At 65.3% G+C, this 15,187-nt stretch carries 11 protein-coding genes; 5 read left to right on the top strand and 6 right to left on the bottom strand.

The annotated features are described in order from the left end of the window. Nucleotides 1–7: 7 nt before the first annotated feature. Nucleotides 8–1,525: a type VII secretion integral membrane protein EccD gene (eccD, locus tag QSJ18_RS13435; RefSeq protein ID WP_286327020.1), complete on the bottom strand. Its 1,518-nt coding sequence runs from the start codon at nucleotides 1,523–1,525 to the stop codon at nucleotides 8–10. A gap of 111 nt (nucleotides 1,526–1,636) precedes the next feature. Between eccD and eccCa the strand changes: the two genes are divergently transcribed. The 5 genes from eccCa to QSJ18_RS13410 are packed head-to-tail and all read left to right on the top strand — an operon-like array spanning nucleotide 1,637 to nucleotide 10,441. After that, nucleotides 1,637–5,689 (top strand): type VII secretion protein EccCa, encoded by a 4,053-nt coding sequence (eccCa, locus tag QSJ18_RS13430; RefSeq protein WP_286327019.1) that lies wholly within the window; start codon nucleotides 1,637–1,639, stop codon nucleotides 5,687–5,689. A 39-nt stretch (nucleotides 5,690–5,728) separates the two neighbouring features. Continuing rightward, nucleotides 5,729–6,058, top strand: coding sequence for a hypothetical protein (locus QSJ18_RS13425; RefSeq protein ID WP_286327018.1), 330 nt, complete (start codon nucleotides 5,729–5,731; stop codon nucleotides 6,056–6,058). 3 nt (nucleotides 6,059–6,061) lie between these two features. After that, nucleotides 6,062–7,579 (top strand): hypothetical protein, encoded by a 1,518-nt coding sequence (locus QSJ18_RS13420; protein WP_286327017.1) that lies wholly within the window; start codon nucleotides 6,062–6,064, stop codon nucleotides 7,577–7,579. 20 nt (nucleotides 7,580–7,599) lie between these two features. Continuing rightward, a complete protein-coding gene (locus tag QSJ18_RS13415; protein WP_286327016.1) occupies nucleotides 7,600–8,301 on the top strand; it encodes an ESX secretion-associated protein EspG in 702 nt (233 codons plus the stop codon). Between the two features lie 49 nt (nucleotides 8,302–8,350). Further along, complete coding sequence (locus tag QSJ18_RS13410) at nucleotides 8,351–10,441, top strand: protein kinase domain-containing protein (RefSeq protein WP_286327015.1); 2,091 nt, start codon at nucleotides 8,351–8,353, stop codon at nucleotides 10,439–10,441. A gap of 231 nt (nucleotides 10,442–10,672) precedes the next feature. Here the strand turns inward: QSJ18_RS13410 and QSJ18_RS13405 are convergent, their stop codons facing one another. The 5 genes from QSJ18_RS13405 to QSJ18_RS13385 are packed head-to-tail and all read right to left on the bottom strand — an operon-like array spanning nucleotide 10,673 to nucleotide 15,109. Beyond that, complete coding sequence (locus QSJ18_RS13405; protein ID WP_286327014.1) at nucleotides 10,673–11,728, bottom strand: hypothetical protein; 1,056 nt, start codon at nucleotides 11,726–11,728, stop codon at nucleotides 10,673–10,675. Continuing rightward, nucleotides 11,725–12,174 carry a hypothetical protein gene (locus QSJ18_RS13400; RefSeq protein ID WP_286327013.1) on the bottom strand — a complete coding sequence of 150 codons (450 nt, stop codon included), beginning with the start codon at nucleotides 12,172–12,174 and terminating at the stop codon, nucleotides 11,725–11,727. The genes QSJ18_RS13405 and QSJ18_RS13400 overlap by 4 nt, the downstream gene beginning before the upstream one ends. Before the next feature lie 4 nt (nucleotides 12,175–12,178). Further along, nucleotides 12,179–13,384, bottom strand: a complete 1,206-nt coding sequence (locus QSJ18_RS13395) for a hypothetical protein (RefSeq protein ID WP_286327012.1) — start codon at nucleotides 13,382–13,384, stop codon at nucleotides 12,179–12,181. Further along, nucleotides 13,384–13,821 (bottom strand): hypothetical protein, encoded by a 438-nt coding sequence (locus QSJ18_RS13390; RefSeq protein WP_286327011.1) that lies wholly within the window; start codon nucleotides 13,819–13,821, stop codon nucleotides 13,384–13,386. Before QSJ18_RS13390 ends, QSJ18_RS13395 begins: the two co-directional genes overlap by 1 nt. A gap of 46 nt (nucleotides 13,822–13,867) precedes the next feature. Continuing rightward, complete coding sequence (locus tag QSJ18_RS13385; protein WP_286327010.1) at nucleotides 13,868–15,109, bottom strand: hypothetical protein; 1,242 nt, start codon at nucleotides 15,107–15,109, stop codon at nucleotides 13,868–13,870. Between the last annotated feature and the right edge of the window lie 78 nt (nucleotides 15,110–15,187).

Here is a 15,187-nt window from a genome sequence, read left to right as displayed (position 1 = left end):
ACCGGCGTCAGAAGTTGATGTCGAGGCCGCGGGCCCAGCTGTAGATGCTCATGATCCACGCGGCGAACGGCAGCATCAGCCCGATCAGGACATATTCCAGGATCTCCACATAGCGTCGGGTGATCGGTGAGAACTCGAATCGTGGTGCGACGATGCCGGTGGCGAAGGCCAGTACGCCGACCATGACGATGAGAACGAACCCGGTGGACATCCAGTCGTCGAGCTCCAGGCTCGATTTCACGATGATGACGATCGCCGCGATCAGCCCCAGTCCGACCATCGTCGCCGACTGGTACAGGTCGTGGTGCGTGCGGCCGCGCAGACACAGCACGGCCGCCGCGAGGGTCGCGAATACGGTGCCCTGCCAATAGAACTCGCGGGTGCTGGTGTCGACGGAGAAGTACACACCGACGACGATGCTGAATGCCGCCCCGGCCAGGATGCCGGTCAGGTAGGCGTTGGCCCGGGCGATGCGTTCGTTCAGACCGTCGGCGGTCGGCACCGAGCGTGCGGTGACGGCGTTGACGCCCTGCACGGTTGGCTCCCCGCGCGTGTCGATGTCATCGATGGGTTCACCGGCGGTCGGTACCGGCGGCACCGGCAGCTTCGCCAGCAGGATCGTGAGCCGGGGAGCGACGGACACGGTGATCACCGAGATCACCGCGAGGACCGCGCCGAGCTGCCGTTCGGTGATGTCGAGCAGATTCCAGAACACCGACGCACCGCCGAGGAAGAACGTGAGCGTCAGGACCAGTGCGTGCAGGGTGCGGTTGCGGCCGCTGATCTGGAAGGCCAGGAAGGACACCAGGGCGGTGATGCCGAATGCCATCGGCAGGGTCACCGACCCGAAGCTGTCGGGCAGTAGGCGCAGCGATCCGGCGAACACCAACGGCAACGCGCAGGCGACCGCAGCGCCGGTGGCGGTCTCGTCGTCGAGGGCGCGCGAAGTGTAGGCCGACGACAGGATCAGCAGCGCAGCGGCGATGGCGGCGACGATGGGCACGTACAACGGCGGCTTCTCGCCGAAGACGAGAAGTGCGAGTAGCCCGAGGGTGGCGATTCCGGCGACGCCGAAAGCGGCCACACGGCGTCCGCGGGCACTCCATTCGGCGGTCGACCCCGACGGGCGTCGTTTGTCGTTGGCGTCGTCGTCGTCGACGTCGTCGAAGAGCATGGTCGGCGGGTGTTCGCCGACGCGTCGCACGGTCAGGACGTCGCCTTCGTAGAAGCCCGCTTCCTCCAGCGAGCGGGTGTCGTCGACGGCGGGCTGCCCGAGCCGGGCGAGCGTCCAGCGTCCGGGGCCGACGTCGAACAACTCCAACGTCTCGTCGTTGTGGCTGGCCCGGCTGATGATCTGATCGTTGATCAGACGCAGGACGTCGGGCATGAACGCGGCGATGTCGACGTTGGCTGGGACGCCGACGTCGAGGGTTCGTGATCCGATGAGCAGCGAGATGCGGGTCAGTTCGGGTTCGGTCTCGGTTTCGAGATCGTCGAGCGGCTGCAATGACGGCGGAAGAGTCATCTGGACGACAGGTCCTTCCTGCTTGGTTCGCCGGGCTCGGCTAGGGTCCTAGGTTAGCCAAGGGAGAAGTCCGGTTAATCCAACAGGGGGACACCGGGTCAGCGAGGGGTCGTGGGGACAGAAGGATTTGTGCGGCGGCCGCGGATCACCGCGCCGAAGACGCCGGGGGGCGAAGTCGATCTGCAGGCACCCCCGGAGGTTCCGCGCGTCATTCCCGGCAACATCCTGATGAAGTTGATGCCGCTGGTGATGTTGGTGGCGGTGATCGGGATGATCGCGTTGATGTTCACCGTCGGTGGCCGCAGCATCGCGTCGAACCCGATGATGATGATGTTCCCGATGATGATGATCATGTCGATGGTCGGCATGTTCATGGGTGGCGCCGGTCAGAAGAGCGGCAAGGCGGCCTCGGAGCTCAACGAGGAACGCAAGGACTACTTCCGGTACCTGACGAACCTGCGGTCGGAGGTCGACGCCACCGGCGAGGAGCAGCGCGCGGCCCTGGAATGGGCGCACCCCGACCCCCGGATTCTCGTCGACCTGGCCGGAAGCCGCCGGATGTGGGAACGCCGGCCCGACGACGCCGACTACTGTCACGTCCGGGTGGGTGTCGGGACGCAGCGTCTGGCGACCCGGCTGTTGGCGCCGGAGACCGGTCCCACCGAGGATCTGGAACCGGTGTCGACGGTGGCGTTGCGACGGTTCGTGCGCACTCATGCGGTGGTGCACGCCCTGCCGACTGCGGTGAGTTTGCGACGGTTCCCGGCGATCAACGTCGAGGGTGACCGGATGCTGACCCGGCAGCTTGTGCGCTCGATGCTGGTGGAGCTGTGCATGTTTCACGGACCGGAACACATTCAGGTCGCGGTGATCACCACCAATCCCGACGGGGAGGCCTGGCAGTGGCTCAAGTGGCTGCCGCAGGCGCAGAACCCCGATCACCTGGATGGCATCGGCCCGATGCGCATGCTGTTCTCGTCGCTGTCGAAGTTCGAGACGGTTCACGCTTCCGAGTTCAGCGACCGTGGTCGGTTCTCGCGCAACGCCTCCCCGGCGCAGGGGGTCAAGCAGTTCATCGTCATCCTCGACGACGGGTATGTCTCCGGTGACGAACGGTTGGTGACCGAGGCCGGTCTGGATTCGGTGACCGTCCTCGACCTCAATGCACCCAAAGATGGACTCGCGGTCCGTCGCGGGTTGCAGCTGGTCGTCGAGGAGGACTCGATCGCGGTGCGCAGCGCGGCCGGTATCGAGAAGTTCGCCAAGCCGGACGCGCTGAGCGTCGCCGAGGCGGAGGCCGCGGCCCGCCGCATCGGACGTTATCGGCCGGCCAATGCCGCCCAGCACATCGTCAGCCTGGAAGCCGAGACTCGCGGCGCGGTCGTCGACCCTGGTCTGATGTCGATGCTCAAGATCGAGGATGCCGCCGAGATCGTGCCGGAGGAGGTGTGGCGGCCGCGGTCCCCGCGTGAGCGTCTGCGGGTGCCGATCGGTATCACGCCCGGTGGCCAGCTCATGGAGCTCGACATCAAGGAGGCGGCCGAGAACGGTATGGGGCCGCACGGCCTGTGTATCGGTGCGACCGGTTCGGGTAAGTCGGAGTTCCTGCGGACTCTGGTGCTGTCGATGATCACCTCCCATTCTCCGGAGGCGCTGAACCTGGTGCTGGTGGACTTCAAGGGTGGTGCGACGTTCCTCGGGCTGGACGAGGCCCCGCATGTGGCGGCGGTGATCACCAACCTCGAAGAGGAGATCACCATGGTCGACCGTATGCGCGACGCGCTCTCCGGTGAGATGAACCGTCGCCAGGAGTTGCTGCGTTCGGCGGGCAACTTCGCCAACGTCGGCGACTATGAGCGGGCGCGCGCCAACGGTGCGGCTCTCGACCCGCTGCCGGCTCTGTTCATCGTGGTCGACGAGTTCTCCGAACTGTTGTCGCAGAAACCCGACTTCGCCGAACTGTTCGTGATGATCGGCCGCCTGGGCCGCTCGCTGCACATGCATCTGCTGCTCGCCTCGCAGCGCCTGGAGGAGGGCAAACTCCGCGGCCTGGATTCGCACCTGTCCTACCGGATCGGTCTGAAGACGTTCTCGGCGGGCGAGTCCCGGCAGGTACTCGGAGTGCCCGACGCCTACCACCTGCCGTCGGTGCCCGGTTCGGCTTTCCTGAAGTCCGACGCCGACGAACCCAAGCGCTTCAACGCGTCCTATGTGTCGGGTCCGTATGTGAAGCCGCGCGCGCAGTTGGGCGGCACCCGGCATTCGGTGCTCGGCGCGTTGGCCCCGAAGCTGTTCACCGTCGCGCACGTCGACAAGCCGCAGAAGGATCTGACCGATTCGACGCTCACCCCGGAGGAGCAGGCGGAGCTACGCCGCTACGAGTCGGAACTCAAGGCGGCCGAGTCGGGCAACAAGCCGTCGTTGCTCGACGTCGTGGTCGGCCGACTGAAGGGGCACGGTCGTCCGGCCCACGAGGTGTGGTTGCCGCCGCTGGAGGACAGCCCCGCGGTCAACGACCTGCTGCCCGCGCCGGACTGGCGCGACCCCGCCAACATCAACGGTGCGTTGTGGATGCCGATGGGCATCCTGGACCGACCCTACGATCAGCGTCGCGACGTGCTGGCCATCGATCTGTTCGGTGCGGCGGGCAACGTGGCCATCGTCGGCGGTCCGCAGTCGGGTAAGTCGAATGCGCTGCGCACCATGGTCGTGTCGGGGGCGATGACCCACACGCCCGAGCAGCTGCAGTTCTACTGCCTCGACTTCGGTGGCGGCACGCTGGTCGGTCTGCAGAACCTGCCGCATGTCGGCGGGGTGGCCGGTCGTATGGACACCGACAAGGTGAACCGGACCGTCGCCGAGGTGTCCACGGTGCTGCGTGAGCGTGAGGAACGCTTCCGCGAGCTGGGTATCGAGTCGATGCGCGATTTCCGGCAGCGTAAGGCGCGTCTGGCGGCACTACCGCCTGCCGAACGCGCGGCCGACCCGCTCAGCCAGGATCTGCACGGCGATGTGGTGTTGGTGATCGACGGCTGGGCGTCGATCCGCAGCGATTTCGAGCCGCTGGAACCCAAACTCATCGACATCGCGCTGCAGGGTCTGTCCTACGGTGTGCACCTGGCGGTGTCGGCGTCGCGCTGGATGGAGATCCGGCCGAATGTGAAGGACATGCTCGGCACCCGTCTGGAACTGAAGCTGGGCGATCCCTCGGACTCCGACATCGACCGCAAGGTGCAGGCACTGATCCCGGAGAATCGCCCGGGCCGCGGTATCGGCCGGGAGCGGCTCCACCTGTTGCTCGGTCTGCCTCGTATCGACTCCGACACCTCTGTCGAGACTTTGCCCGCGGGCGTGCAGGCCATGGTCAATCAGGTAGGTGAGTTCTATGGTCCGCGGCGGGCGCCGCAGGTCAGGATGCTGCCCGCTCAGCTCGATCAGGCCGAGGTGCTTGCCGTCGCCCATCGCGAGGGTTCGGTGTCGAAGTCGCGGATCGCGATCGGTATCGACGAGGCCGCGCTGGCGCCAGTGGTCGTCGACTTCGACGCACAGGGACACCTGGTGGTGTTCGCCGAGGCCGAGTCGGGCAAGACGACGTTGCTGCGCAACATCGCCCAGGGGGTGGTCCGCAACGCGACCCCCGATCAGGCGAAGGTGATCATGGTCGACTACCGCCGCGGTTTGCTGGGGGCGATCGAGGGCGACCACCTCGGGGGCTACGCGACGTCGGAGGATTCGGCGACCAAGCTGATGAACAACCTGGCCGGGCTGCTCAAACTGCGGCTTCCCCCCGACGACGTCACCCAGCAGCAGTTGCAGGAGCGGTCGTGGTGGAGCGGCCCCGACATCTACCTGCTGATCGATGACTACGACCTGGTCGCCACCTCGCACTCCAACCCGCTGTCGCCACTGGTGCCCTATCTCGCACAAGCCCGCGACATCGGACTTCGGGTGGTGGTGACCCGCCGCGTCGGCGGCGCCGGGCGCGCGCTGTACGACCCCTTTGTGGGTCGACTGAAGGACTTGTCGTGCAACGGCCTGATCATGGGTGGTACAAAAGACGAAGGTGTGCTCTTGGGGAACTTCCGGCCGCATCCGATGCCGCCGGGACGGGGAATGTTCATCTCGCGGACGCAAGCCTCCGGGATGATCCAGTTGATGATGTGAGCTTGCAGTCACGAGACGGCATGTACGGGAGGGACCTCGATGGGCGACGGCAACTTTAATTTCGAAGATCTACGGAGCGACGAAGGTCTCAAGCTCTTCTTGAGCGACGTCGTTGCGCAACGCGTTCAGGATTCGGCGACCGCGATCACCCAGTTCATGGAAAAGGGAACTGCGGGCCGAACGCTTGAATTTACCGACTCACTGGGTGACATCAAAGACGGGAAATTCGCCAAGGACACCTTCAATGCTAAGAAGCAACCTGTCGATACCGCGCTCGGTGAGCAGTTGGCGCGGGTGCGAAATGTCCAATTGATGATGGACAACGCGATCAAGCGCACCAACGCCGCCGATCGGAATGGTCGACGTTAGCCGATGGGCGATCACAAGGTCGACAAGCCGTCTGCTCCAGCGGTCAGGGAATCTCTGACTCAGAAGGTGCGCGCCATGTACGATACGGCGATCGGCCAGACCGGTACTTCTGCGACAGCTAATGCTGATCAAAAAGAGAACTGGCATTCGCGGTCGTACCACGATATGAAGAAGATGAAGGACACGATCCGTCCGGATGGTGTCCGGCAGGTCGCCAAGGGATGGGGCGATTTGCATGACGACTGGACCAGGAATCTCGTTTCGTATAAGACGAAGATTAAGGACGTCGTCGCCACCCACTGGCAGGGGAAAGCGGGGCCGACCGCGGGGGCGGCAGTCGAGTCATTGACCAAGCAGATGTATGAGTCAATCGACAAGTACACCAAGGTGATGCACGATAGGGTTACCGCGCTCGCTGACGCGCTCGACGAAGTCGTTTCGACTTTTCCTAATGATGAGCCGCGGGCGGACTTTGATCGCGAAGACTTGAACGACTGGCGAATCGCCGATCTCGAAGAGATGTTCGGGAAAGAGCCGACTTATTATGAGGGTAGCGAATACTGGCACTTTAATGGCTATATTACGGGTCATAAGTGGGGCCACGAGGCCCGTGGATTTGAGACATTCAAAGAACGCTTGAGCGCCGCTTGGAAAGCGGCGGAAGAGGCGCGCCAAATCATGGAGGACGGCTACTCCAAGGCGATAGCCAATTCGGTGCTCAACCTGCCCTCGCTGGCAGCGACTCCGTCGGTTACTGTGCCGACTCCCTCGCCCGGTGCAGGCGGCCCTGGTGGGAACACTGGTCCTGGCGGCGGTGGCGGCGGTGGCGGTGGCGGCGGCGGTGGTGGCTCGCCGGTGAAGACGCCCAGTCTCGAGGACCTGAAGAAGTTGGTGACACCGACAAAGCCGACGACCACGACGCCATCATCGACCGAGGATCCATTCAAGCAGGTCGCCAGCACGCTGGGGGAGGCACTGAATTCGCTCGGCGGTCAGGCTTCGCAAGCACTGTCACAAGCGCAGCAAACCGCGCAGCAGCTCGCGCAACAGGCGGCGCTGAAGAAGGGTGTCGACGGTCTGAAGAAGCCGGGCGGATTGCTGGGGATCAATCCGGCAGCGGCGCATACCGTGCGACCTGGCGGCGGAGGCGGAGGCGGTTCGGGTGGAGGCCGTGGTGGTGGTAGCGGTGGAGTCGGAGGCGGAGTTGGCGCAGCGGGTGGAGCCGAGAGGCTTACTCAGCGTGCAGGTACGTCTGGCTCGCAGGAGCAGCAGAAGACGGCCGCATCCACGGTCCGCCCGGCTGCGAGCATCAGTCCGGCAGCTGGTGGTGGTGCCGGGGGTGGCGCGCCGGGAGGTGGCCACGGGGCTGGTGGCGGAGACAAGGTCCACAAGGGACTCAAAGCGCTCCGCACCCGAGTGAACGGTGAAGCGATCCTCGGTGTTGAGACTTCGCCTGGTGTTTCAGAGCCGGTTGTCGAGGACCAGCCATCGAGTGCCGGTTCTGACGGGACGCGCACCTGATGGTGTCGGCAACGTGGCGCATGCGCCCAGTCGCATTCAAAGAGCTGTGGACGGAGTTCGACTACGAGAATCTGCCGTACCCGTTCCAGGTCCGGCCGACATCAGCCACCATTGGTGAGTACAACCGTGAGCGGCTGGAAGCGATGGAGGAAGCGGTCAAGACGCTTGACGAGTGGTATGCGCCAGCCATTGAGGCACTGACGAATCCTGAAGTTCGAGTAGAGATGTTCGGCTGGTGGCCCTCTGACCGATTTCGCGGCCATATCGGAGTTCGCGGCGAGATCGCGTGCATAGCTATTCAATCGCCGAGTGCGGCGGACGACATCGGGGGTGAGGTCACCTTGCGTGCGGTGCGGACCGGCGATATTGGGCAGGCGATGGCGAAGATCCTCGATGTTCAGCCTTGTACGCCGCCGCTTGAGTGGCGTTTCGCTGCTGCCACAGCCAATGCGGACGAACAGGCGAAGGCTCGGGAGTTGGCCACCGTGATGTCGACCGGGGAGCGCGCAATCTTGCCTATCGGGTTCCTGGCAGGTCCAGCGATTGATTGGCGTGCCGAACCGGACTCGCAGACTTTCGGACTCAAGCGAGTGCGCAAATACGGCGACTTCATCGTCAACGATTCCGCGAAGCAGGTGGTGTCGGCGACGCCAGAGCGGACTGCTGGTGCTTTCGACACCTACATTGCCGCTGTCAAGAAGGTCTACGAGCAGCGCCGCTGAGCCGTGCTTGGGGTATGGCCGCCAGCTGGCGGCATGACGAGGAGTGGTGATGTTGGAGCAGGGGTCGGTCTTTGCTGGATATGTGGTTGTCAGCCACATTGGCTCTGATGGACATGATGCGGCATATCTGGTTGAGAACCCATCAGAAGGCCGTCGGGAGGTCTTGCGGACCTTCCACAGCACGAGACCGGATTTCGGAACTGCGGCACAGGTCCTTTCCGGGCTGCGCCATCCCGGTGTCGCAGAGGTGTTCGCCTACGGCAGCGGGCCCAGTCCGACGGCGCCGACTGAGCAGCTCTCATGGATGACGTCGGAGTACGTCGATGGATCCGGACTCGACACGCGGCAGTCGTTGAGCGCCGACGAGGTGAGTGTGATCGTCGGCCGGATCGGCGATGCCTTGGAGTATGTCCACCGTAGTGGCGTCGTCCACGGTGCGGTCACCCCGGCGTCGATCGTCGTCACCCGTACGCCCGACGGCCTCCTCGACCGGGTGGTTTTGCAGAACTTCGTGGTCGCACCGGTGGCGGCGTCGGCGGCACTCGACTCACCCACATCGATCACCTTCACTCCACCGGAAGTCCTTCGCGGACAACCTGTTCTGCCGTCCTCCGATCAATACGGACTTGCGGCAACCGCCTACCTCCTGCTGACCGGGAATCCCCCGTTCGCTGCACCGACGGCCGTCGACCTCGTCGCCGCAATCATGACCCAGCAGCCTGCCCATATCGGTGTCTCGCCGACGCAGTCCGCTCCGGTGGACGCAGTCATTCGGCAAGCCTTGAACAAGGACCCGGACGCGCGCTTTCCCCGTTGTGCCGACTTCGCGATTGCCTTCGCCCGGCAACTGATCGGAAGCCCGGCGCCCGCCGTGGCGCCCGCGCCGCCGGTAGCCTGGGGCGCCCCTGCGCCACAACCTCAATCGCAAGTACAACCCCAGCCGGTGCAGCCCAGCGTCGATGCAGCCGCCGTCACGGTACAGTCGTCGGCTCCCGACTCGGCGGCCCGTCGGCGAACCCTGATCCTGTTGGCCGTGGCCGCGGTGGTACTGCTTGCCGTGGTCGGCACGATCATCGCGGTGTCCGGCTCCTCGTCGGACGACTCGAGTGGGACGCAGGCAGCCGAGACGTCCGAGCCCGGGCCCACACAGATTCCGAATCCGGCGGGCGTGGCGCCAGGCAGCTGGCAGCAGGTATCCTCGAAATTTGATGTCGCCTGTGCGATTACGTCCGGTGTCCTGTACTGCTGGGGCGACAACTCGGCTGGTCTACTCGGAAACGGAACCACCGTCAATAGTTCCGTACCGGTCCGTGTACTGGGACTTGACAACGTCACCAACGTGGCGGTCGGTCGTTCCGCGGTGTGCGCGATCAGCGGCGGCAAACCCTACTGCTGGGGAAAGGGTGGAAGCCTCGGCGGGGCAGCGGGTCAGACGGACACCTACACCCCGGTTCTGGTGGCCGGCATCGTAGATGCCACGGCCATCGCCGCATACGAACAACATGTGTGTGCGGTCGCCGGTAATGATGTCTATTGCTGGGGCCGCGACGCAGATAGCGATCTACTCGGTCAGGACATCTATCAACAAGGCAATGGCGCTGACGGACTGCCCGTCAAGACGACACTCGACAGGCCAATCGCAGTCAGCGCCGGCGGACGAGTTACGTGCGCGGTCGCGCAGGGGACGGCGTACTGCTGGGGTTCGGTGAGTCGAGCCGATCGGGGCGTTGGTGACACCGGGCCGGACAGCGGGCTGCAGCCGGTTGTCGGCATCAGCGGTGTTACCGCGATCAGTTCCAACATCATGAACTCGTGTGCCGTCGCGACCGGGCGGGTCTACTGCTGGGGTTCGGCCGTCGCGGGCGATCAGGATTCGGCCAGGCCGTTGTGGATCAAGGGAATCGACGGCGCGACAATGGTTTCGACCGGATACAACCACCGCTGCGCGATCGCGGGCGGGGCGGCGTACTGCTGGGGGGATCAGAGCGGCGGAAAAGCGGGTAACGGTAAGTCGAACGGCTACCTCGCCATCCCCACGCGCGTGCCCGGTCTCGGTCGTGTCACCGATATTGCGGTCGACGGCATGTACTCGCTGGCGATCAGCGATGGCAACCTGTACTCGTGGGGGAGCCTCAATTAGCCGCCACCTCGATGACCAGGCCTTCGGCGATCGGGGTCTCGCCAGATCGGGTTGCGCCGGTCGCTGTTCTCTGCTCTGAAGTCCGGACGCGGTCGGCAATCCGCGATGAACTTGGCCCACAACGGCTCTCCGCCAATCCTGGGCGCGCGTTCGGTCAATGGCCTTCTGCGTGGCGATGTCACACGAGCACGTATCGGCCGTCGTCGGCTGCGCGGGGCGATGAACGTGATTTTACGGCGTGGTCCGAGTGATGTGGGTGCCACCGGTGTCGGCGACGTCCACCGCGTGGGTGGCCGACCGCACGGCATAGCCCTCGTCGTGTCGCTGAATCATCACCCGTCGCGGATCGACGTCGACTTTGTTGACGGCCAACGCGATCAGCGCGGCTTCGGTCGCTGCGGCGGGAGACAGTGTTGTGGTGTCGTCGAGGATCCGGAAGTCGCAGAATGTCTGTAACCAGTCGGGCAGAGGGCGTCCGGTGAACTCGCCCTCAGCCAGGTACTCGCTGGGCCGCATCAGATCGAGTGGTGGTAGCTCGACGTTGGCGGGTGTCGGTGTGACGGCCCGCAAGTCGGCGGTGATGTCGACGACGGCGCGCCACCACGGTTGGCCGGCTGCCCGGTCGATACGACGTAGTCGATGCAGGTCGGGCAAGTCCACGGGCGCGGAGATCCCGACGGTGCCGCCTGGACGAACCACACGGAGATTCGCGCGCGCCACACCTGCTGCGGCGCATAGGGTGCCGGTGATCTGCTGCCAGTCCGGTGGGGCGGAGCGTGTTACCACGTCCAACACTGCGCGTTCTGCAGTGGCCCGATCGTCGTCGAGTGGCGGGCGTGTGGCGGCCCGCAGCCAGTCGTACAGGAACGGGACACGGACCGCTTCCATGTCGTCGGGGGCGCCGAGCGCCGCGATCACCCACGGAAGTCGTTGTGCGTCAGCCCTATCCATCTGCTGGTGCTTGTCGGGCCGGGTTGCGTCGGCAAGTGTCTTGCCGAGCCGGGCCGGCTGAGCCATTCCGACGCGGTTCTGGCAGACCGATGCGATGCCGATGATGCCGTCCGCGGTCACCTGGTTGTCGAGCAGTTCGGCCATCCGACAGCGAACCCAATGCTTGGCGACGGAGAGGATGGCGGCGACATCCTCAGGGGACTTGCGGGTGTTGAAGTCCTGCCATCGTGCGGCCAGTTCGACGAGGTTGTACTCGGCGGTCAGGAACGCCAGTTCGCGCATCCGCCGGTCGAGGGACGCCGGATCCATCGCGTCGGGCGTGGTCGGTGCGTTCATCGCAGATGATCCTCGATGGCCTTGGCCCACAATGGCTCTCCGCGTAGTCGGAAGTCCATGAATGCAGCGTCGTCGACGGGGGCGAGGAAGCCGAAGAAGAACATCATGGCCTGTGCCCGCGACGCCCAGGGTGGGCACTCCTGCAATCGGAGTTCGGTACGGATGAGTTCCTCGGCATGCACCGGGAGCAGATTCGACGATCCGAGAAAGCGGCGCATATGTGGAGCCAGCACCGCGGCTGCGCCGGCGAGCACGCCCGGAGTCGGGTCGTTGTCGATCATCGTGCGTAACAACGATTCCCCGATCATGGTGACCTGCACGGCAACCTCGTGACTGAGGGCTTCCGACAGCTCGCCGAAGCGTTCGGCGTCGTCGGAATTGATCGCGGCCCGGATCTGGTAGGCGCCGTCCCATCCGGCTTCGGAGAAGATGCTCAGTTCGGGCACGGCACTACGACTTTCGTGGGCCGACGATCGCCTCGGCCCTGCTCGGCCACGGAGTGCCACCGATTGTTGATTGGTAGCCGTGCCGCTCGGCGTAGGCGAATCGGAACTCGTCGTTCGCATGCACCGGGTTGGCGGCGCGGGCGGGGTAGATCCGGCCGTCGTCACCCACGTAGAAGCGTGGGGCGTCGAGAATCAGATCGCCGAATGGTGTGTCGGGTGGCTGATACATGAAGACCCGGTAGCCGACGGGCAGGCGAACTGCCGCGAGCAGGTCGGTGTCGAATGGCGCGCCGATTCCGCGTTCGACCGCTTCGCGTCGGACGATATCGATGGCCTCAGCGGTGCCGATCACCAGTCTCGGGCCGTCGCCGTAATCGATGGTGCCGTTGTCGCAGTAGGTGCGCAGCCATTCGGGGGCGTCGGCGGGTAGGGTGTCGTGCTGCTGTTCGGCGTGAAAGTCACTCTGGCGCAGCAACTGTTGGGGATCGGGTGGTGTGGATTCGTCGACGGCTGCGACGCTGAAGTTCGAGTGTGAGATGTCGACGTGTAGGCGCCACCATGTGTTGCCGTCGGCTGCCCGCCAGCTGATCGTCTCGGGTACGGCGAACACCTGATTCAGGTGGGCGGGCTGTGCGTCCGGGGTGGTGACGGTCAGGTCGGTGAGGACCTGCCCCGACGCCAGAGTGACCGTGCCGTTGATCCGCTGCCAGTCGGGAGGGCATGCGCCGACCAGGGTTTCGACCAGAACTGCGCTGGGCGGTTGGAGCGATTCCGGGAAGTCCTCGTTCAGCCAGTCCCGCATCGTGGCCTCGCGAGCCTTCTCTGGGTCGACGGGGAGCCGCAGTGCCCACACCAGATCGAGTAGGGCCACGGCGTCCGGGGCTGTGATCTGGGTGATGTCACGTTTGCTGACGATGGTCAGCAGGCGGTAGAGGTGTTCGCGGCGATAGTCGTCGGGGACGAGCATCTGTTGGTGGATGAGTCCGGCTATGAGCCACAGGTTTTCGTCGCTGGTGTCGCTGCTGCACAGATGTGCGAGCCGCGACTGCATGGCCGCGAGGGCGACTTGGATGGTGTCGAGCCAGGCGCCGCTGCCGTCTGCGTCGGCGAGGAGGTGTTCCTCCAGCGGCTGGCGTTCGACGTATCCGCGGGCCGAGCTCACCGCGATCAGCTGGTGCCAGCGCTGGTCGAAGGTCTGGGGTGACAGCATCACGACTCCATTGCTCGTGCCCAAAGCGGTTCGAGATCTTCGCGCATCTTCATCTCGGCGTCGCCGTCGGGCAGGAGAAACGCGACGAGAGTCCCGAAGAACAAACCGGGGTTGAGCCATCGGGGCAGGGGTTGCTGTTTCATCACGGCGGTGAGTACGTCGTCGATGTCGAGAATCGAGATGCCGTCGTCGTAGGCCGCGAGATGGATGTGCAGTACGCGGGCGGTGATCCGGAGCTTCTCGTCGGTGGGGCTGAAGCCGAGGTAGTAGCCGAGCATGGTGTGCGCCATCGTGGCCAACTGGGTCAGGTCGGGATCGTCGATGCGATCGACCAGCCGGTGCACCGTCCCGGTCGCACCGGCGCGCACGGCATCCCGGAGGTCGTAGATCAGTTCCCACCCCGACTGTGGGAACGCCGATGTCGGCGGTCTGCTCATGCGGTCACCCTAGCCATTGCTGTCCGGGAGTGTCGTCCGCGCCCGTTCACCACGGCTGCCCCAGATCGAGGATGGTCAGGCCTTCGGCTGGCGAGGGCAGGGGCTGGTCGGTGCGGGTCAGCAGGTCGGGTCGGGTGTTACCCGCGTCGACCTGACGGACGTAGTCGATACATTCGTCGACGTTCACCACAACACGAGCGGCGGCTAGTGCGGTGCGGACGAGTTCGGCAGTGATCTCGGTGGTCCACACGCCGGGGACGGCGGGACTGATCTCGTCGATCGCCGACCATCCGTCCGGGCCCGCGATGTCGGCGCGCGACCAGTGACCGTCGGACCACCAGTAGCAGAAACTCAGCATGCCGGCGTGCACACGATCGTCGAGGACGATGTTGCTCACCCACGCGGGGGCGCCCCGATAGAGATCGGGGTGGGCGGTGGTGCTGTTGTAGGCGGCGGTCATCAATGGCGAGTGATCGGCACCCCCGGACAGCACGGCCCGGCCACCGGGGAGCCGGCTCAGTGTGCAGCCACCCAGATCGCCGCGGAAGATTCCGGTGCCCGCGTTCATGCGAGGGCCGTGGTAGGCGTCGACGGCCGCGAAGACTGCCGCCAGCGCGGCGAATCGGGACCACAGCAGGTCCAGGGGTGGTAGCTCGGCGTCGGCGGCGCCGGCGGCGGGCGTTGCCTGCGCCGCGGCCGCGGCCGTCGCCGAACGAAGCTGTCCGCCGCGGTTGCCGATGTGGGCGAGCAGCCACAGCGGTTTCGGTGTCTGCGGTGCCATCGAAGCGTCGGAGAGGTAGCTGGCCGCGGGGAACAGGAGATGCTCCGGTGGCGCCCCGACGAACCCGTCGAAGGTGGTGATCTGCGGTTGGCCACCGCGGTCCTGGGTGATCCGCAGCCACATCCACGGCACCGGGTCGCCGGTCAGCAGCCGGTGGGTGGCGGCCATCTGGATGGCCGTGACGGCGAGGTCGATCGGGATCAGCCGGCCGTCGGGGGTTTGGGCGGCGGCCCGGATGCGATGTTCGGCGTCGGCGATGGCGATCTCCACCAGATACGACGACCAACTGCCGGGCAACACGTCATGTATTTGATCGACAAGTTCGCTGATCAGCATGGCGTCGGTGACGTCGGCGTCGGCCGCGCCGGGCGGTGATGCCGCAGCCCCGGACTGGGCGGGAGTGCCACCGGTGTTCGGCTTGGAGTCGGGTACACCCGCTAGCTGGTCCGATACTGCCCAGCTCAGCGACACGTCGTCGGCCGGATCTGGTGCGTGCGGTGTGGACATGACTCCCTCCCCTGGGTCACTTGGCCTGAGCACTTGGGCCGATGGTGATCGTAGAGAGAGCGGGCCGGGCTTGGCTAG

Origin of the sequence: Gordonia heveisoli (genome assembly GCF_030315745.1) — a bacterium.
In the GTDB taxonomy this organism is placed as follows: Bacteria; Actinomycetota; Actinomycetes; order Mycobacteriales; family Mycobacteriaceae; genus Gordonia.
Note: the sequence above shows the minus strand (reverse complement) of the source record. Positions and strands in the feature narration are given on the sequence as shown.